Below are 17,677 nucleotides of genomic sequence, written 5' to 3' on the forward strand. Positions count from 1 at the left end.
CACCCCACCCTTTTATTTTTCGGCTTTTATTTTTTAGCCCTCTCTGCATTGTTGCTTATTCAAAATAATGGTATAATCAATCAGAACATACAAACCTGACATTTTGGAGGAATAATGAAGATACTTGATTTAGATATGGACTATTTCATGAATGAAATAGCTACTGGCTCACCTGATTCTAGCAGCAAACGGCTCTCCGAAGACGATTATGGCAATAGTGTATGGACAAAAGACAATGTCCGTTACTTTTTAGAAAATAATCTCGGCCTCTCAAAAAATAGAAAAGTAAGAGGGCGGATTGTCTCAGGTCATAATGAGTCCCTTTTCTTCTGGAAAGAACTCATTGAAAAAGGCGATTTAACACCTCCGTTTGAAGTTGTCCATGTAGATTCACACGCTGATCTCGGATTAGGATATTCTTCATGGACGTATATATTAGACTCACTTCTTCAGTACCCTGTTTTAGAGCGACCGAATCATAATCACTATACGGATTGCATGGGAAATATACGAGCAGAGGGTATTGGGGACTATTTATTATTTGCCATCGCATATAGATGGATTTCAAAACTGACATACTGTGCAAATCCGAATGGCGAAAAGAACGACTATTTATGGGATACACTGAAAGATTTTCACGAGAATTACATTTGGGATGACCCAGTTGAAAATCCAATTCAGCTTATTTACAATCCTGAAATGGAGTTTTTAGACTATGATTCTACAGAGGAAGAAAAACAGAACTACATAAATGCTGGTAAAAAAGAGCCAGAAGTACCAATGCTGATAATTCCAACTATTGAAAGCGTGAAGTATAATGGCGATTTTGATTTTGCTGTAATGGCACAGTCACCTAACTATACCCCAGCAAGTGCAGATTTTATAATGGACATTTTCCGGGAGTATATAGAAGAATATTAAAACAAATTTCATATCGTAAAAAATACACCCTCACATATTGTGCAGAAAAGCGGCTACTGGCATTTTCCAAGTACCAGTAGCCGCCTTTTAGATATTATGACGAATTTCTCTTAATCCCAATATTTTAGCATTTTCCATAGCGGTTTTAATATGACACCACACCATATCCCATAATACAGGAATAGTTGATATCATAATTCCTCTGCCTAACCGCATCGCCGGAGTTGCCTTCCACCGTATAGACTCTGCCGCCCTCACACTTCTCTACGATACCTACATGATCAGACGTTCCATCTCCATTCCAGTCAAAGAAAATCAGCGTTCCTGCGCTTGGCGTGTAGCCACGCTCCTGCCACTTTCCTTTACCTTGGAACCATGCAATCCCATCATCACAAAGTGAAAACTTTGGCATACTTCCATTTTGTATAAGCCCGCACTGGTCACCGCACCAGCTTACAAAGCAGGCACACCATAATTCATGGCTTTCAAATCCGTACCATGACCAGAACTTTTGGCCGCCCGCATTGCCAAGCTGTGAGAGCGCCACCGACACGATCTGCTCATTTCCAAACAGCGCCGCAAAGGGATTCCCTCCGGAATAATACCGCAGCACATGGGGAACATACTCCGGGTCCCCATAACCCGACCAGCCATGGGAAGCTGCCTGCTGCTGTGAAAACAACAGGGCATTGGCTTCACTGTAACCTCCATAGTTGGTGAGCGCCCAGGATATGTATCCGTTCCCGTAGTTATAGCCCTGCAGCGACAGCTTCAGCCTGTCCAGATCCTGCGGGCTGGTACATCCTGCCTCCCGGACACAATCCGCATAGTACCGGATGCCTACCTGGATGGAATACTCCGGATCCTGTATAGCTCCCGGACTGTTGGGATACTGGGTATTATAAGGGCATTCCGAACACTGCATCGGGTCCGTCCCCTGGCCTCCGGACTCCTGCATCATGATCGCCTGGATCACCGGCACATACTCTGGGATGCCATATTCAGCGGCATATCTCTGGATGGTTGCTGTATATGCCAGCACCTGCTCACTCAAAGACGCACTGCTCTGGGAAGAACTGTAGGAAAATATGCCGCCGATCACACCTACGATCAGGATCAGCACCACAAACATTGCCCCGGCTCCGGCCGCCAATGCAGCCAGCGCGTTCCGGACAGTTTTTACCGCCGCCTCTACCGCACGTTTGAACCGAACCACTGCGTTTGCTGTTCTCTGCGCTCTTACGGCAGAGCTTTGCATCGCTTTCACAGCCGCCTGTTTTGCTGCCTTTGCCGCCTGTGCCTGTTTAAGCGCAGATGCAGATACTTTATAAGAAGATCGGCCGGGCAGGGAGGAGGACTTGATTACGCGCGGAGCCTGTTTGACGGACAGCTTTCGTTTCGCTCCTGCCGGGACAGCTTTTGCAGTGGCCTTCTCCCGCACCGTTTTCACCGAAGCTGCCTGTCCCTGCGTTTCCCTCGTCCGGATGGCAGGGAGCCCCTCCTGGCCGCCCTGTGCCGTTCCTGTTGTCCTTATCCGGTCCCTGCCTCTTTCCAGCTGCTTTTTCGCAGCTTCGCTCCTGGCTTTTTCCCTGCCAGCCTCTGCCGGATCTTTGGCCGATGGTCCCGCCTGCGGTGTAAGCTGTCTTACCTGTGTCCCGCTCCCGGATTCTCCCGCGCCATTTTCTGCTGTGCGCTTTTGCCCGCGCATCTTTTCGTAAGTCTTTTTGGCAGCTTTACGGCCTGCCGCATAGGAAGCCTTTGCGCCTGCCCGGCCGGTATCCTCTGCCATCCGCTTGGCGGCAGTTTCCGTCTTGTCACTGGCATATTGGGCAGGGGATTCCTGATGCTCCGCCCCTTCCGATAACCGGGAACCTTCCAGAGATTTCTCCTTTGCCTCCAGCACGGTCTTTCTTGCCAGTTCCTTTGGCATACGGGACGCTTTTTCCAAGACCTTCGGGCTGCGGTTATGCTCTTTCATTTTAATGTCCTTCATCTCTCACCTCCCATCGTCTGCATACCCGTTGCCATTACCGCTCCGGGGTGCTCTTGTGCTTTGCTGTTTTCTGTAGCTTTGGCAGATACCCTTCCATTTCTTTGACGGCCTGCTGTACCAGCGGATGATTCGCATAGGCCGGGATCAGGTCAATGGAATCCCGGTCGATCCGGCTGCCCACCACCAAGGGCCAGTGCATACCGGAATAATCCGGGAGCGCCGGATCGTGCAGCTCAAACCCGATTCCCGGTATGTTGCCTGCATTCCGTTTGCGGATCTTCTTATAAATCTCCACCGCCTGGGGAAGCGTTAAATCCTCATAATACTCCGCAAAGTTTTCAAACTCCATGCACCCGGCCACATAGAACCGGATGCTGGCTGTATCTTTTTCTTCCATACTTCTCCTTTCCGGCATTCCTGCCTGTCATCCTTACTGGATAAATCCCTGCGCTTCCCCCGGCTTGGTTGTCATCAAGCGGTAGAGAGCCGTGTTCTTCGGAAAGCTGTTCTCGAACGGCACGATATTGCCGGAACAGCGGATCAGGCCATGGCCCGCACCTACATTGGTGATGTAGGATAACTGGTTCTCCGAGATGTTAAGCAGGCTTGCCAGCTCATCCCGGTCGGTGGTCGCCTGGTTTAAGAGGATCAGGAACTCACTGTTTGCCAGCATGAGCCTTGCCGTATCAGATTTCAAAAGTTCCTCCACATTCTGCGTCAGGCCGGTCACGAAACCGGAATACTTCCGGATTCTCTTGTATAGGCGGTAGAAAAAGTCGGCGCTGTATTCATACCGAAACAGCAGATAAAACTCATCCGCAAAGATCCAGGTGGTCTTTCCCATCTTCCAGTTCTGGATCACCCGGTTAAAGATGGAATCCAGCGTGACCAGCATACCAAGGGGCATCAGCTGTTCCCCAAGCTCCCGGATATCGTAGGCGATGATCCTGCTTTTCGTATTGACATTGGTCGGCTGGGCAAAGGTGTTTAAGCTGCCGTTGATGAACAGCTCCGAGGACAGGGCAAGCCCCCTGGCCTCATCCTCAGGCTGGAGCATCAGCTGGCGGTACAAGTCTTTCAGTGTCGGCACCTGCCCCTGATAACCGCTTCGGATATAATCCCGGTACACATCTGCTGTACAGCGGTCAAGGATGGACTTTTCCTTGGCGGACAGGTTGCCCGCACCCACCAGCTGCTCAAACAGGGACAGGATGAACTCGGATTTCTCGATCAGCGGGTTCCGGTCATTGCCATAGGCCGAATCCATATCCATGGCATTTAAGTGGGTATCCGAGGTGGCGGAAATCTTAATGACTTCGCCGTTTAGGGCTTCCACAAGGGAACCGAATTCAGATTCCGGATCTAAGATCAGAATGTCATCTTCCGTAGACAGTGCCAGATCCACGATCTCTTCCTTTGCAGAGAAACTCTTGCCGGAGCCGCTTACGCCGAGCCGGAAAGAGTTTCCGTTTAACAGCTTCCTCCGGTCTGCCACCAGCATATTTTTGCTCACTGCGTTCTGCCCGTAATAGATGCCGCCTGGCTGCATGATCTCTTGGGTATGGAACGGGATCAGCACCGCTGTGGACTCGGTGGTCAGGGTGCGCAGGGCGTTGATCTTCCGAAGCCCATAGGGAAGCACCGTGTTCAGTCCGTCCACTTGCTGCCATTTTAAGGTGGAAAGCTGGCACAGGTGCTTCCTTGCCACGGACAGCAGTGTCTCCGTATCGGAGTCCAGCTGCTTTTTGCTCTCCGCCATGTGTACCATGGTCAGGATGCCGAACATCATCCGCTGGTCCCTGGTGGTCAGATCCTCCAGCATTTCCTTGGTCTCTTTTCTCTGCAATTCCATATCATAAGGAACCACGGCGGAGAAGTTATTGTTGGCGTTCTGCCGCCTCTGCCAGTTGGTCACATTCGTCTCCACTCCCAGCAGCTTGTTCTGGATCTCCCGCACGGCTTCATCGGTGGGAACCGGCAGGATGTCGATGGACAGCATCAGGTCCCGGCTCAAATCACACAGCTCCGAGATCATATCGTCCTTGACATAGCTTGCGTAATCCTGCATATACAGCACCCGCCCATACCGCTCATTGATCTTGAAATGGTCGTTCTTAAACTCCATGCTCTCCGGACAGATCCAGTCCTTGAAGCTGTGGCCTTTCTTCGCAAATGCTTTCAGGTCAAAAGGAAAAGCAGACGGCTCGTCTGCTTTGAAAAAATCCCGGAACAGCTGGAGCCGTTCCCCAGCGTCCAGTTCCTCGGCCACCGAGGACAGCTTCGCCAGATGGGTAACGATATCTGTCCCCACACGGGCAAAGTAGGTCCTTGCCTCATCGATGTTCTTCTTATGGACGCTGATGGTCAGGTAACGCTCCTGGTAGATGCTGTTGCTGGTGCCGCTTACCTTGGAAAGCAGCATATCGTTGTATTCCTGCCGGTAATGGTCCAGCCCGTCCCCCTTCATGGGGATGAGCAGGGAACGCTCAAATTCTTCTTTATTGATCCGGCGGTTATTTAACGTGATCTTTGCGGATGAACCGGAATCCAGCGCATTCAAAAGCTCCGAGTAATCCAGAAACATCTCCGTCTTATCCGCTTTGCTGGCGATGGCGTAGTTGATATCGGTAAACCGGAACGATTTCGAATACTTGTTGCCCACCTGAAAAATCCCATCCGGCCAGATACGCTGGATGGGAATGGCCTGCTGAACAGACTTCGGCACCACAAACCGCTCTTTATCCATCTTTAATGCCTGAGTCAGTGTTTTAATCAAAAGCATCCCTCCTTCCTTTTTTCTTCTTCGCCTTTTTCTTTGCTTCCATACGCTCTTTCTTCCGGGTGACCAGTGTCCCGTCCCCTCCGGTGCGTTCCCCGGCGAGGATCGTTTCCTCCATGCAGGCGCAGTACAGGTTCTCCGGCTTGAAACTCAGCTTCTTCGGGTACAGCAGCTCGGACTTGATAAACGCCCACACAAACTGCTCCGCCGTCATGCCGTGATACTTAAAAAAGCCGCAGACCGCGAACGGAGCAGCGCCTAGCATACACAGCCAGCCCCGGATTTCCTCGATGGCGATCCCTTTGGTTCCGAAATAAATGCCGACTGCCGCCAGGATCGCCAGTAAGGAAAACGCACACTGGCGGAAATTCAGCCCGAAAAACATGGACTCCTGGTAATCCCGGATTTCTTTATTCATCTTTACTTCCATAGCTGTCCCTACCTTTCTTCACGGCTCTGTTTTCTTTTCCTGGGCTTTTTGGCCTCTTTGGGCTGATCGGTTTCTTCTTTTCCCGGCTGCTCCTGCCCCTGTCGCAGATGTTCTTCTACGCCTTTGGGATCAAATTCTCTCAAGCGCTCCAGATCAAAAGCTACCTTGGCATAGGAACAATAACCGGAGAATCCAACCTCCGGCAGGATAACGCCGAGCTTATGCTTTCTGATAAATGCCAGCTTATCCCTGCTGGCAAAATCACTGATATACGCCTCATTCGGCTCCGGCGGAAACATACTGCTCACAGGCAGGTTCACGGTCAGGTCGCCAAACGATTCAAAACCGTCCTCCGTCTTGTTATAAAGCCCGATATACAGACACCCATTGTTCGCATAAGACGCTACCTGCAGCGCCATTTCCTCATGCCCGTACTGCCAGTCAAACCCAAGTGTTTTTATTTCATCCATTTCTTCTATTCCTCCTATAATCCCATGATTTCTTTCACGATCCGGTCAGATGCTTTGATCGCTCCTACCAGAATCAACAAGTTAAAAATCAGCTCTCCCACATAGTTCCAGACGATCGTCACCGCCGACAGGCTGGTGTCCGACACGGCAGGCGTACTGGATGCGAACACGGAAAAGATGATGCAGGCCAGCGCAATGATCGCCCCTTCCAGACACACCCCGGCATAGGAGCGGATGAAGTTCTTACCCACAGACTGGGACGGCTCCCCGGCAAAAGTGGACAGGGGAATCGGGGCGATGGCCGTGTACATATACAGCTTGAACATCCTGCCGTAAACGGTCAGGATCATAATAAAGGACAGCACCGTGATCAAAAGGCTGCCAAGCAGCGTCACGATCCATAAGGGGATGGAATCCAGCATACCCACCGATTCGATCTTTTCCACGATCTCCGCCGGGAGCTGCGTCACCGTCCCTCCGGACAGGCTTGCGTTTGCCAGAATGGTCGTGACGATGCCCTGGATGATAGAAAACAGCGCTTTCATCAGGTCCATGCCGTAGACCACCGCTCCCTGTGCCAGTGCGAACCGGATGAACGCCTTCAGCACGTGTTCCGGCTTCTTCATGTCCGTAAAGCTGCCGCAGGTCTTGATGATCCCCATGGCAAAGAACAGAACCAACAGCCCAAGGGCGATGGCTTTTAAGGCGTCATTGATATTCGTCATAACGCTCCAGATTGTCCCGCCCTTAAATGATTCCGGACTCTGTGTCAACAGCGTCCAGATCTCATTTAGCTTGTCATTCCAGGTATTCAGCGCAGAGTCCAGGTTCTGCACGATCCAGTTATCACTTTCCATTTCTCATCTCACCTCCTTCGCACGAAAAAAAAAAAGCAGGGCAGCCCTCATTGGACTGCCCCACACAAATGTCTTTCCTTACGCCATGATCAGGTCAAGGATCTCTTTCGCAAAGGTGATGATGATGCCGCCGGCCAGCGTTAAAAAGCCGTTTGCCCTCTGGCTCGGATCGTGGCTCTTAAGGCTTAATCCTACCTGCACGATACCAAATCCCAGGAGGATCAGGCCGATGGCGCGGATCAGTGAGAAAATGAAAGTGGACAGGTTATTGACCACCGACAGCGGATCGCCCGCCGCATATGCATAGGTGGTACACACATTTCCCATAAACACCAGTACGGAATAAACCGTGAGCAGTTTTCTCTGCACCCGGCTCATGGGCAGGGGAGAGGTCTCCTTCTTTCCGGCAGACTCCCTTGCGCCGGTTTCGTTCTGTTCTTCCCTCTCATCTTTCTTCAGCTTCCAGTTTTTCATATAATTAAATAATTTCATGGGCATCCCTCCAGTCTTTACATAGCAAACTGCTCCCCGGTGATATCCTCATCAGAGAGCAGCTCATAATCTTCATATCGGTTCATATCAAAGTCAAAGGTTTCATGGGCCAACGGCGCTTTGGCGTAATCATACGGGGCAGCCCCGCCGTCCTCCGTCCACTTTACATTGGGGTGTTTCATCAAGTCATACTTCTCATCCTGTATCGCCCGTTCGCCCCGGACAAATAACAGTGCGTAACGGTTATCCAACATCCTCACTTCATCCGGCGTTAAAAGCTCCCGGCCGCTCTGCTGGAAGTTGGTGGAATAGCTTCCGGAGCGCCCTTTCGTCTGCCCGTAGGTATTCGTATCGATAGTCTCTTTCCCAAGCAGTTCTGAAATGTACTTATGCGTCTCTTTTTCGTTGCCGCCAAGGTATAACAAACTATCGCAGTTGCCCACCAGACTTTCCCAGGAATCCTTGAACAGCGCCTTGATCTGGCTCATGTTCTGCACGATGATGCTGCAGAAAATGTTACGGGAACGGCAGGTACTCAAAATCTTCTCGTAATCACTGGGCAGCGCCACGTTCGCCCACTCATCCATGATGCAGTTTACCGTGACCGGCAGCCGCCCGCCATACTTGCGGTCCGCCACATAGTACAGCGTCTGGAACATCTGCGTATAGATCATGCCTACCAGATAATTCAGCGAAGTATCCGCATCCGGAATACAGCAGAAAAGGGCTACCTTCTTTTCACCCATGCTGCCAAGATCCAGTTCATCATGGCAGGTCAGCTTTGCGATCTGCGGCAGGTTAAAGGCTGCCAGACGGACGCCTACGGAGATCAGAATGGATTTCGCAGTCTTGCCCGCCGCTTGTTTGTAAATATGGTACTGCTTTACGGCAATGCTTTCCGCATCCCGCATCTCCAGCCGTTCAAACAGGATGTCCAGCGGGGACTCGTAATCCTCATCGTCCTCTTTTACCTGAGCCGAGGCCAGCATTTCCATGATCATGACAAAGTTCTGTTCCTCCGGCGGTGCTTCATGGAGCAGGTACAGCATAAGTGCCTGCAAAAGCGCCGTTTCACTTTTCTCCCAAAAGGGATCGTTTGACTGCGATCCTTTGGGTGTCGTGTTCTGGATCAGGTTGGTGATCAGCTTCAGCACATCCTTATCGTCCTGCACATACTCAAACGGGTTATAACCGAATGAGGTATCCGGATGGATCAGGTCAAACACCCGCACCTCATATCCCATCCGCTCCAGCAGGCCGCCGGTCTTTCGGAGCAGTTCGGCCTTTGGATCTGTGATCATCAGGGAGCAGTTACACTGCATGATGTTGGGGATCGCATAGGTTCTGGATTTTCCTGCGCCACTGCCCCCGACTACCAGTACGTTCAGCGTCCTTTTGTGGCGGTAGCAGTCAAGCCCCATGCGGAAGTTCTGCGTAAACAGGATGTTATGCTCATATGGTTTATCCTGGTATTTTTTGCATAACTGCCGGGGATCTCCCCATTTGGCGGAGCCGTGTTCCTCGCCCCTGCGGTAGTTTCTCTGGTTCGCATAATAGATGCCGATACCAAAGGCATACAAAAGGGTGCAGATAAACACCGATTTCAGGGTGTACTCCGTATAGTGCAGGGACAACGGATGGTTCAGCTTCTCCGTCAGGGCCTCCATCATCTGGAGCAGGTTCTGCCCCGGCGTGATGGCGTCTGCGATCAGTACCGCCGCCCACCAGACAAATGGCAAAACGGCAAGCCAGATCCACCACTCCGACTTGCCGCTCTTTCTTACCGGGAAGGCTCACCCCGCTCTTTCTTCGGCCTGCTGACCACCTGGAAGCTGTCTGCCTCCGTATTCAGTGCCAGAGACCGCCCATTCTCCCAGTTCACATGAATCTGTCCAATATCATCCACAAAGGACACTTTTCCTTTCAGGCCCTGAGGCATTCCTTTTTCTCCCTCCATGTAGTCCAGGCAGACGACAGTCCCTTTCGGGTATCTGGCCTTGATGCCCTCGGCCCGTCTGGTCAATCGCTCCCAATCATTCATTGGCATTCCCCCTTTCAATGTTTACTCACGCCATCGCATACAGCACAGGTTTTCCCTGTCTTTGTATGCCCTCAAAAAAAGACAGGCACACCGCCTGTCCGTCAACGTACCCGGTAAGTTTTATACCTGGCCTTCATAATGCGCATCAGAACCGCGTCAATGCCATCGGTATATCTTCCGTTTTCGATATAAGTGTCTCTCAGTCCGTTTAAAGCCTGCACCGCCATCCGGTATTCGCCATCGCTTAAGTACAGCTTTTTATCTTTATGCTCTGCCAGCCGCAGGATAAAGTTCCCGGTTTCTTCTGTGGGGCTGCCTTCCGCTTTCTCCTTCCGGAACACATCCCGCAGGGCGTGTACCAGCATATTGATGGTGATCTCATCCGTCTTTACACACCGTCTCTTTTCCATCTTCCGGCCTCCTTTTTCTGTTCTTTTTCGCAACCACAACATACCACACTCCCCGCAGAAAAGCTACTGTCATCTCCGGGAAAAAGCACTTTTTTCAGGCTCCGGAAGATACCGCAAAACGCCTGTTTCTCAGCGTTCCGGATGATTTTTTGCTTTCCCGGATTTTGCTTTTACCCCTCCGTCAGCAATGGCAAACTCATCCGCGACAAATGCCTGTTCCTGCTCCCCAAGGTTATGGCCGATGTGGTTATTGATGCTATAGGCGGCATTACGGATATCCCCGATAAAGGAACGGAGTTCCTTCGGGTCCCTATCCCCATGGCCCTGCATCTCGCACACCTTGTCAAACTGGAAACCGGTCGTATCCACGCCATATTTCTGCGCCACCACATATGCCGCACAGTATGCCTTTGGCGATACTTTCTGGCGGGTGTAGCTGCCATCATGGGCGTCCATGGCAGCGCAGGCCAGCTCCCGGTTGATGGCATGGAACGTGGTTGTCTCACTCATGCCATTTCGCACATAGATGATCCGCTGCCTTGGAATGTACTGCGCCTGCACGTTCTCCGGCAGGTTGTCAGCAATACGCACCGGCACATCGGGATTAGTAAGGAGCGCTCCGATCAGGGTATCCACATCTTTTGGTTCCGGCATTTCTGGCTGCTTCATGCGGATCTGGCTGATGTCATACACCCTGCCTATGTTTGTCCCCTGCATGGTCACGCCGTCTTTTTCATACTCCTGGGTAACAAGGAAACGGTATCCATGAACACCGGCGCGCAGGGAATGCCCATCTGCTTTCATCTTGTCAAAGGTCATAACCTGCCGGATCTCCGGATTCTGGCTGTACAACAGAAGCAGGTTGGGAGTTTTCTGCGGCTTGCACTGTGCCACAAAGTCAAGGAAGCCTTTTAAGGAAGCGCCATCTTTAAACACCGCCTGCGCCTGGGTATCGATCTCTGCCCATACTTCCTCCCGCTCCTGCTTCTTTGCGGCGGCATATTCCTCCTTGGTCATCCGGGGCTTTTCCTCCTGCATAGTTTCAGGCTCTCCCGGCATAAATTTCGTTAAATCCATTTACGATCACCTTCCTTTCGCTTTGGTCTTTGTCTTTTTCTTCTTTTTGCCTGCCGAACGGTTCTTACTGCGGCTGCGGTTGCGGTTCCTGCTCTGCGATTTCTTCTGGCTGGCCTCCTGCTTTTCCTGCTTGATCTTATCTAACTCAGCACGGACAGATGGTTTTTCTCTTCCATCTGCAGCCTCTGGCCCGGTAGCATCTCCCGGCTGCCCGGAATCCGGAATGTCAAATTCCCCGGAAGTATCAAACCTTTCCGGCTCGGTAAAAGTATCGCTGCTGCGCGAGGAAGGTCCGGACGGATTCCTTTCTTCCTGCGCCTGGGTAAAATTTTCCGGTTCCGCCGTCTGGTCCTCGAAGCCGAAGTTCTGCTCCAGATCCCCAAGCTCGAACTGGATCTCGCCCTCCGGCATCTCCACCGTCTCGGTCGGCACCTCTGCAGCCTGTTCCGGCTGGCCGGTTTCCACCGCCACCTCCTGGACGGCTTCTCCGCTCTCGGATTTTAAGAAGTCCAGGTTCATCCGGTCCATGACCCGGTTGACCTTTGCTGCGTCATCCGCAAACACCATGATCTCACACTGAGCGGGATTCTGCTTGTCACGGATGACCACATATAAAAGCCCACGCTTTTTCCCTTCACGGGCGAATTCCTTTAAGCGGTCCGATGGCACCGTAAAGAACTTAAGCGGCTTATTCTCCTTTAACATCCGCACCATGCGCGTCTTGCCGTAGGTTTTCTTCTGGTCCTTTAAGACTGCCGCAAAAAAGACAGCCAGGTTCTTAGCCAGCGTTCCCGACAGACGCAGGCTGTAATCGATCCCCTCCAGCGAATACCGGACGATCTGGTCCGCCGCATCTCCACCATAATTCATCGCTCTCACCTTCTTTCCATTTCATTTTCTTTTTCCCTGTCCGTATGCTTACGGGCAGCTGTTTTCTCATCCTCTGCCATCTGAAGCTGCTCCAGTTCTATGAGCCGCTGTTCGATCTCTATTGAATGCTGTTCAATCTTCACACACATCCGGATATCTTTCCGCAGGGGCTTCAGTGACTCTGTAATCTCACTGATTCGGTCGGACTGTGGTTCTTTCCGGTACAGGCGGTGGCGCTCTTTTACAAGGGCCAGCACCTGTTCCTCCAGCGGTTTCCGGTAGGCGGACAGTTCCTCCCTGGTCGTGATGCCATGCTTCTGCAGAAATTCCATCTGCGCAATCCGCTCATCCAGCCGCCGGATATCCTGCCGCACCACATAGGACACACGCTTGGGCTTTTTCTTTAGGACTCCCATCTGGTATAGATAAGAATAATAAAGGGCCTGCAGCCCGTGCAGTTTCCTTTTCGGCGGGGAGTTGCCGTTTGCTTTCCCAGCCGGGTTCTTTTCCAGAAGCTTGGGACGTAAGATCCACTCCCGGAGGGCTTCCTCGCCGTAGCTCTTACCGAGACTTTTTAATCGTACATACCGCTCCATGCCCGGAGCGCGCAGGGCGATGTATTTCCGGTTCAGCTTGAAAGTATATCCTTTTTTCTCCATGCAGGATAAAAACTGCCGCCAGCTGAATGATTCCGCTACCGCTTCTTTGATATCCAGACGGATGGCTGTCCTCCAGGTCGGCTTCCCGGCCTGCTCCGCCTGCCACTCGGCATAGGATTTTCCGCTGCCGCTTCCCGGCTGGATGATGGACAGCCCGTACTTCCGGCACAACTCATCGGATATCTTTCTTACTTCCTCATAATAGCTTCTGGCGTTGCTGTGATATTTCCTCCCATCCTCCATGCTAACGGAATTGAAAACCAGATGGTTGTGGTAATGGGCCGTATTCAGATGAGTTGTGATCACTACTTCATACTTGCCCTGTAAGAGACGCTCCGCCAGTTCCTGCCCGATCAGATGCGCCAGTTCCGGCGTCACCTCACCGGCCGCAAAGCTCTGGATCAGATGATAGCCCTGTACGCCGCCCTCCTTGTGGAACCGCTTCTTGGTAGCCACCATATCAGAGAATGCACTCTCACAGGTACAGCCGATGGCGTCCTCAAATACCATGCGCTCTGTTTTATCCCGGTTCATGGCATAGTCGATGGCTTCTTTAAGTGTTCCGGCAGAGTTAGGGGGTTTTGTAGTCTTGTCCTTATCCTGGATGTAGTTGATAGAGTTATCGAGGCGGTGGACGGGGATAATGCTGGTATAAGCCATAGGGCATTACCAGTCCTCTTTCACGTGCTGCCATACCTCTTTGGAGATGCGCAGCATTTCCCGGACGCTCTGCTCATCCGCCCGGCCGGTGGCGTTTGCCACATGGGTCAGCTGGTTGGCGTTATTGCAAAGTCCCGCCACCTTCCGAAGCAGGTCTGCGTGATGCTCACAGGGCTTGGCGTGTACTTCCGCCCCTACGATCAGGGAACGCAGGTATTCCTCCCTGGACAGCCCGCTCCTTTGTACCTGCTCATCCAGAAACCGCAGCTCCTTAGCGTTCAGACGGACAGGCACTACATGATTTCGTTTCCGCATGGATTCACCTGCCTTCTCCGTTTAACTTCTTTGCTCCCACTTACATATCCTCCTTCTGTTTCAGGATCATAAGGACAGCAAGCAGTGACACCACTACTGCACCCGCAATCACTTTCTTTTTCATCGGCACACCTTCTTTCTTTGTTCAATTTCCGGGCGGAATGAAATAACTCCGTTCTTCACAAACCGCCCGGCCTGTCTTTGCTTTCCATCGTTAATACACCCCCGGCGAAACAGTGATCCCCCGCTCCTGCATTTGTCTGGCAAACTCCTTCAGCTGCCACTTTACACCGTCAATCTCCGCATGGTCCTGATCCACATAGCGGCAGAAGCCTGCCACACTCTCCCCATTGCCAAGCGTCAGGAACACACAGCTCCCATCCGGGACAGAAAACAGATAGACGCCGTCCGGATCGGTAAACCGGATCGTATGCTCATTCAGTCTCGGCGGCGTAGGGGCAGGCAGGTATCTTTCTTCAACCACAATGCCGCATTCTTCATCCGCCCTCTTTCCGGCAACCGCCAGACAGGTGATAATAACTCCAAAACAGCCGCCCACCATGGCGCCTGCAAATACACTGATCATTCCCATAGTTTTATTCTCCTTTCGATTCACTGGGGGTTTGGGGTTCTCCCCAAAAATGCGTTTGGATATCCAAACGCTATGCTTGCCAAACCAGTCGCACCGCCTGATTCGGTCACTCAGTCAGAGTCAGTGATTCTGATCTGCTGTATCGGTTAAAAATTCACCGTGCCATCTGACGGTGCTGACTCCGGCGCTGTATCGATACCATCCTGGCATAGTCCACCGCTATATCGATCAGCACCGCTTTCTCATCCTCACCGCCCTTCACTCTGTCCAGATAGGTTTCCAGACTCATGACTGGCATATTTTTAATTCCTTCCTTTCCCATGACCAGCAGGGCATTCTTCTCTCCGCTGATCTCTGCTTCTTTGATATGAACCTGATACTCCTGATAGCCCATTGGCAGGTATCTCCCTATTCCGGTTCCTATCATCTGATAAAACTCTGCCCGGTTCATTCTGCCTCCTTGATCTTTATCAGCCCATCCAGTGTCGTGCAGATGATATGCAGCCTGTCTGCCATGCTGATCTCACTGTTCATGGTGCCGGACACCTCTTTCCCGCAGACCACCACCATCCGGCACCTCTTTAAGATCAGGTGGGACATCTTGGTTTTATCCTGCTGTTCCTCTGCTACGCCATCATCTAAAAATGGTGCAAATGCATACTGCGGACAGATAGGGACATAGCCCAGTTCATAAATCTTCCGGCAGTATTTCTGTACTTTCGCCCTGCTCTCATCCGCAGGGCAGCACACATAAGCCAGCGCCTGTTCCATTGTGCGCCTCCTTTCCGGCATCCACATGGATGCCTATCTTTTTCTATCAGACGGAAAGGTCATCCATGTGGATGCCTGCAGCTCCTGCCCAGGTTTCATCATCACGCATTTTGTCCGCTATCCTCCCCGGCGGCTGCATGCAAGGCAAACTGCACACGGTCAGTGCCGAGCTTATAATAAGCGTCCGTCACTTCAATGCCTACTGCCTCATATCCTTCTTCCACCGCAGCGAGGATCGTTGTTCCTGCCCCGGCAAACGGATCCAGGATGCGGCCTCCCGGCTCACAGATCTGAATGACGTCTTTCATCAGCTGCAAAGGCTTCTCCGTCACATGAATACGGTTCTGCGGATTCCCATATCGGAAAACACCGGGGAGGCATGACACTGGCCGGTTCACAGGCATCGGGCCATTACTACCCCATACGATATATTCAGCCTGCTGACGAAAGCGCCCTTTCTGCGGACGGGAATTTCCCTTATCCCACACAGCAGTCCCTCTCCAGATCCAGCCTGCCCACTGCAAGGCATCGGTGATGGACGGATACTGCCGCCAGTCGATAAACAGGCAGATGGGCGCACCTTTCTTGCAGGCTTTTCTCGCATCATACAGCCACTCTGCCATCCAATGGGTCCAGGAACGCTGGTCTTTGTTATCCCCGTCAAAATCGGGCAGGGCATTTTCTGCCCGCATACTGCTGTACTTCTGGTTGGTGGTACGGTTGCGCTCATTCTGCTTCGTACCACCGGAAGCATACGGCGGATCTGTGATCAGGGCATCGAAAATTCCCGGACGGAACGCCTGTACAAGCTGCAGCGTATCTCCATGCAGGATACGCCACCTGTCACCGCCGACAGACTCCACCGGGAATGTCCCTTCTTTCATCAGGTTATCAAGTTGCAGGTTATTCTCCATAGGCATCATCCTTTCCTTTATCGTTCTCTATCTTCTCTTTTATTTTTTCCCTTCCGGTATTCCTCTGGCGGCTCCAGTTTCCGCTGTTTTACCAGCACTTCCCGTTTCCCATCCTCCAGAATGAACATATCTTCCGTGCGGTTTAAGTAATGTTCTCCCTCAAAGATATTGTCACTGACAACAAACCAGCCGCAGACGGTCCCGTAAACATTGCTCTTTCCCCCAATCAGCGGAGACAGGCCATTGTCTGACTGCTGGACTACCGCATTTCCGGCGAGCCTTGCATCCTCCTTCAATTCGCCACTGAAAAAGCTACTGTTCCCCTCTGCCATTGCCCGCTCAAACATTCTGGCATCGCCGCCTACCAATGCGCTCCCCCGTGCCACGGCACCATCAAACATCCTTCCGTCATCTGCAACCGCAGCTTTTTCACAGCAGACCGCCTGATCATAAATCCAGCAGGTTCCCTCCTGGGACAGATTATCTTCTGTCTGAACATATCCTCCCAGCATTCCAGGACTGACCTGTTCATTTACCTGGCATATAGCACGGATACGGTGCAGCCATGGGTACTTCGGGTGCGCAGCCTCTGTAATTTCATATTTCTTCTGACTCATCGGCTGGTTCCTCCTTTCTCCAGTTTCTTATGCGGCTTTTCCTTCTCCTGTCTCGGCACACTCAATTCCGTTTCCACATATTCGCTGATAATCCCAAGAGCCTGATAATAGTTGCCGCAACTTTGCACTCTCTGGAACATCTCATCTGCTTCTTTGCTCTGCCCGTTCCTCACAAGCAGCCTTCTTGCATCTCCCATAATGGAAAAAATATTGCCATCATGCCCAAGCAGTTTCATTTTCGGCCGGCGCACCGCTTTTTCCCCCTTGCCATCCTGTTTTTGGATTTCCATCTCCGATGCCTGCCGGAAACGGAAATTTTTGTTGCACTGCCAGAAATGAACATTTATATTCCCGCCATCCACACGAATGTCTCTCTGCTCAAATCCTTCTCCCCACCCGTCACTGTACTGGCCGGTAATGTATTCACACAGTTTCGTCAGCTCATGGGACTCCAGATAATCATTTAACTGGAGTGTCGTACAACCATACAAAACATGGTCTACTTCTTTTACAGACACTACAGCACTTTCCACCTTTTCTTTTATGGCTGGATTGCCGTCAAAATACTGCATCAGATTGCAGGGTTTTCCATCCACGCTGCCAAATGTATTTTCTTTATCCACCATTTTCTGAATGGCATACTTGTACTGCACAAGATCGCCTCCATCCAATGGCATTCTGCCAGAATCCTGATCCCACACGCCATCATCTTCCTCCAGATCGTCCCAAACACTTTCATCCGGAATAAATTCTGCTGTCAAAGGTGTCAGCAGTTCTATCTGCATGTTTTCTTCCTGTTCCACCAGCAT

General features: G+C 51.6%; 22 protein-coding genes. 1 reads left to right on the top strand and 21 read right to left on the bottom strand.

The features are described 5' to 3' along the window. Nucleotides 1-114 precede the first annotated feature (114 nt). Nucleotides 115-921, top strand: a complete 807-nt coding sequence (locus KTB61_RS07945) for a peptide arginase family protein (protein ID WP_216697219.1) — start codon at nt 115-117, stop codon at nt 919-921. A 145-nt stretch (nt 922-1,066) separates the two neighbouring features. Here KTB61_RS07945 and KTB61_RS07950 read toward each other — a convergent pair whose 3' ends face one another. The 21 genes from KTB61_RS07950 to KTB61_RS08050 all read right to left on the bottom strand — a co-directional run bounded on the left by KTB61_RS07950 (nt 1,067) and on the right by KTB61_RS08050 (nt 17,677). Next, nucleotides 1,067-2,914, bottom strand: coding sequence for a lysozyme family protein (locus tag KTB61_RS07950; RefSeq protein ID WP_216697220.1), 1,848 nt, complete (start codon nt 2,912-2,914; stop codon nt 1,067-1,069). Between the two features lie 34 nt (nt 2,915-2,948). Beyond that, nucleotides 2,949-3,311, bottom strand: coding sequence for a hypothetical protein (locus tag KTB61_RS07955; RefSeq protein WP_216697221.1), 363 nt, complete (start codon nt 3,309-3,311; stop codon nt 2,949-2,951). 33 nt (nt 3,312-3,344) lie between these two features. Continuing rightward, nucleotides 3,345-5,690, bottom strand: a complete 2,346-nt coding sequence (locus KTB61_RS07960; protein WP_330656344.1) for a VirB4-like conjugal transfer ATPase, CD1110 family — start codon at nt 5,688-5,690, stop codon at nt 3,345-3,347. Then, nucleotides 5,683-6,123 carry a PrgI family protein gene (locus KTB61_RS07965; RefSeq protein ID WP_216697223.1) on the bottom strand — a complete coding sequence of 147 codons (441 nt, stop codon included), beginning with the start codon at nt 6,121-6,123 and terminating at the stop codon, nt 5,683-5,685. Before KTB61_RS07965 ends, KTB61_RS07960 begins: the two co-directional genes overlap by 8 nt. Nucleotides 6,124-6,131: 8 nt before the next feature. Next, nucleotides 6,132-6,593, bottom strand: a complete 462-nt coding sequence (locus tag KTB61_RS07970) for a DUF4313 domain-containing protein (protein WP_216697224.1) — start codon at nt 6,591-6,593, stop codon at nt 6,132-6,134. Nucleotides 6,594-6,607: 14 nt separating this feature from the next. Then, complete coding sequence (locus KTB61_RS07975) at nt 6,608-7,450, bottom strand: hypothetical protein (protein ID WP_216697225.1); 843 nt, start codon at nt 7,448-7,450, stop codon at nt 6,608-6,610. A gap of 78 nt (nt 7,451-7,528) precedes the next feature. Then, the gene (locus tag KTB61_RS07980; protein WP_230973684.1) at nt 7,529-7,828 is read right to left on the bottom strand and encodes a glutamyl-tRNA amidotransferase; all 300 of its coding nucleotides are present in this window, start codon (nt 7,826-7,828) and stop codon (nt 7,529-7,531) included. Between the two features lie 131 nt (nt 7,829-7,959). Next, entirely contained in the window at nt 7,960-9,681 is a 1,722-nt protein-coding gene (locus KTB61_RS07985) for a VirD4-like conjugal transfer protein, CD1115 family (protein WP_330656345.1), read from the bottom strand. A 41-nt stretch (nt 9,682-9,722) separates the two neighbouring features. Then, nucleotides 9,723-9,989, bottom strand: coding sequence for a DUF4314 domain-containing protein (locus KTB61_RS07990; protein WP_330656346.1), 267 nt, complete (start codon nt 9,987-9,989; stop codon nt 9,723-9,725). A gap of 95 nt (nt 9,990-10,084) precedes the next feature. Beyond that, nucleotides 10,085-10,393, bottom strand: coding sequence for a hypothetical protein (locus tag KTB61_RS07995; RefSeq protein WP_216697227.1), 309 nt, complete (start codon nt 10,391-10,393; stop codon nt 10,085-10,087). Nucleotides 10,394-10,522: 129 nt separating this feature from the next. Beyond that, complete coding sequence (locus KTB61_RS08000) at nt 10,523-11,470, bottom strand: ArdC-like ssDNA-binding domain-containing protein (protein ID WP_216697228.1); 948 nt, start codon at nt 11,468-11,470, stop codon at nt 10,523-10,525. Nucleotides 11,471-11,476: 6 nt separating this feature from the next. Next, the gene (locus KTB61_RS08005; protein ID WP_216697229.1) at nt 11,477-12,340 is read right to left on the bottom strand and encodes a PcfB family protein; all 864 of its coding nucleotides are present in this window, start codon (nt 12,338-12,340) and stop codon (nt 11,477-11,479) included. Nucleotides 12,341-12,345: 5 nt separating this feature from the next. After that, the gene (locus tag KTB61_RS08010; RefSeq protein WP_216697230.1) at nt 12,346-13,659 is read right to left on the bottom strand and encodes a relaxase/mobilization nuclease domain-containing protein; all 1,314 of its coding nucleotides are present in this window, start codon (nt 13,657-13,659) and stop codon (nt 12,346-12,348) included. Between the two features lie 6 nt (nt 13,660-13,665). Continuing rightward, the gene (locus tag KTB61_RS08015; RefSeq protein WP_216697231.1) at nt 13,666-13,974 is read right to left on the bottom strand and encodes a plasmid mobilization protein; all 309 of its coding nucleotides are present in this window, start codon (nt 13,972-13,974) and stop codon (nt 13,666-13,668) included. Beyond that, the gene (locus KTB61_RS08020; RefSeq protein ID WP_216697232.1) at nt 13,953-14,123 is read right to left on the bottom strand and encodes a hypothetical protein; all 171 of its coding nucleotides are present in this window, start codon (nt 14,121-14,123) and stop codon (nt 13,953-13,955) included. Before KTB61_RS08020 ends, KTB61_RS08015 begins: the two co-directional genes overlap by 22 nt. A 65-nt stretch (nt 14,124-14,188) precedes the next feature. Next, nucleotides 14,189-14,566, bottom strand: a complete 378-nt coding sequence (locus tag KTB61_RS08025; protein WP_216697233.1) for a DUF3789 domain-containing protein — start codon at nt 14,564-14,566, stop codon at nt 14,189-14,191. 154 nt (nt 14,567-14,720) lie between these two features. Then, entirely contained in the window at nt 14,721-15,017 is a 297-nt protein-coding gene (locus KTB61_RS08030; protein WP_216697234.1) for a hypothetical protein, read from the bottom strand. After that, complete coding sequence (locus KTB61_RS08035; RefSeq protein ID WP_117577399.1) at nt 15,014-15,337, bottom strand: DUF7768 domain-containing protein; 324 nt, start codon at nt 15,335-15,337, stop codon at nt 15,014-15,016. Before KTB61_RS08035 ends, KTB61_RS08030 begins: the two co-directional genes overlap by 4 nt. A gap of 101 nt (nt 15,338-15,438) precedes the next feature. Next, entirely contained in the window at nt 15,439-16,251 is an 813-nt protein-coding gene (locus KTB61_RS08040; RefSeq protein WP_230973674.1) for a DNA-methyltransferase, read from the bottom strand. 17 nt (nt 16,252-16,268) lie between these two features. Further along, nucleotides 16,269-16,868 carry a hypothetical protein gene (locus tag KTB61_RS08045; RefSeq protein WP_216697236.1) on the bottom strand — a complete coding sequence of 200 codons (600 nt, stop codon included), beginning with the start codon at nt 16,866-16,868 and terminating at the stop codon, nt 16,269-16,271. After that, nucleotides 16,865-17,677 (bottom strand): hypothetical protein, encoded by an 813-nt coding sequence (locus KTB61_RS08050; protein WP_216697237.1) that lies wholly within the window; start codon nt 17,675-17,677, stop codon nt 16,865-16,867. Before KTB61_RS08050 ends, KTB61_RS08045 begins: the two co-directional genes overlap by 4 nt.

Source organism: Anaerostipes faecalis, assembly GCF_018982945.1.
Taxonomy (GTDB): Bacteria; Bacillota; Clostridia; order Lachnospirales; family Lachnospiraceae; genus Anaerostipes; species Anaerostipes faecalis.

What these genes read in the sequence shown, in the direction of transcription:
- KTB61_RS07945 (WP_216697219.1), top strand. Translation starts at nt 115, where the DNA reads ATGAAGATACTTGATTTAGATATGGACTATTTCATGAATGAAATAGCT.
- KTB61_RS08040 (WP_230973674.1), bottom strand. Translation starts at nt 16,251, where the DNA reads ATGGAGAATAACCTGCAACTTGATAACCTGATGAAAGAAGGGACATTC.
- KTB61_RS07970 (WP_216697224.1), bottom strand. Translation starts at nt 6,593, where the DNA reads ATGGATGAAATAAAAACACTTGGGTTTGACTGGCAGTACGGGCATGAG.
- KTB61_RS08005 (WP_216697229.1), bottom strand. Translation starts at nt 12,340, where the DNA reads ATGAATTATGGTGGAGATGCGGCGGACCAGATCGTCCGGTATTCGCTG.
- KTB61_RS08035 (WP_117577399.1), bottom strand. Translation starts at nt 15,337, where the DNA reads ATGGAACAGGCGCTGGCTTATGTGTGCTGCCCTGCGGATGAGAGCAGG.
- KTB61_RS08010 (WP_216697230.1), bottom strand. Translation starts at nt 13,659, where the DNA reads ATGGCTTATACCAGCATTATCCCCGTCCACCGCCTCGATAACTCTATC.
- KTB61_RS08025 (WP_216697233.1), bottom strand. Translation starts at nt 14,566, where the DNA reads ATGGGAATGATCAGTGTATTTGCAGGCGCCATGGTGGGCGGCTGTTTT.
- KTB61_RS07955 (WP_216697221.1), bottom strand. Translation starts at nt 3,311, where the DNA reads ATGGAAGAAAAAGATACAGCCAGCATCCGGTTCTATGTGGCCGGGTGC.
- KTB61_RS07950 (WP_216697220.1), bottom strand. Translation starts at nt 2,914, where the DNA reads ATGAAGGACATTAAAATGAAAGAGCATAACCGCAGCCCGAAGGTCTTG.
- KTB61_RS07975 (WP_216697225.1), bottom strand. Translation starts at nt 7,450, where the DNA reads ATGGAAAGTGATAACTGGATCGTGCAGAACCTGGACTCTGCGCTGAAT.
- KTB61_RS08015 (WP_216697231.1), bottom strand. Translation starts at nt 13,974, where the DNA reads ATGCGGAAACGAAATCATGTAGTGCCTGTCCGTCTGAACGCTAAGGAG.
- KTB61_RS07980 (WP_230973684.1), bottom strand. Translation starts at nt 7,828, where the DNA reads ATGAGCCGGGTGCAGAGAAAACTGCTCACGGTTTATTCCGTACTGGTG.
- KTB61_RS08000 (WP_216697228.1), bottom strand. Translation starts at nt 11,470, where the DNA reads ATGGATTTAACGAAATTTATGCCGGGAGAGCCTGAAACTATGCAGGAG.
- KTB61_RS07965 (WP_216697223.1), bottom strand. Translation starts at nt 6,123, where the DNA reads ATGGAAGTAAAGATGAATAAAGAAATCCGGGATTACCAGGAGTCCATG.
- KTB61_RS08045 (WP_216697236.1), bottom strand. Translation starts at nt 16,868, where the DNA reads ATGAGTCAGAAGAAATATGAAATTACAGAGGCTGCGCACCCGAAGTAC.
- KTB61_RS08030 (WP_216697234.1), bottom strand. Translation starts at nt 15,017, where the DNA reads ATGAACCGGGCAGAGTTTTATCAGATGATAGGAACCGGAATAGGGAGA.
- KTB61_RS07990 (WP_330656346.1), bottom strand. Translation starts at nt 9,989, where the DNA reads ATGCCAATGAATGATTGGGAGCGATTGACCAGACGGGCCGAGGGCATC.
- KTB61_RS08050 (WP_216697237.1), bottom strand. Translation starts at nt 17,677, where the DNA reads ATGCTGGTGGAACAGGAAGAAAACATGCAGATAGAACTGCTGACACCT.
- KTB61_RS07995 (WP_216697227.1), bottom strand. Translation starts at nt 10,393, where the DNA reads ATGGAAAAGAGACGGTGTGTAAAGACGGATGAGATCACCATCAATATG.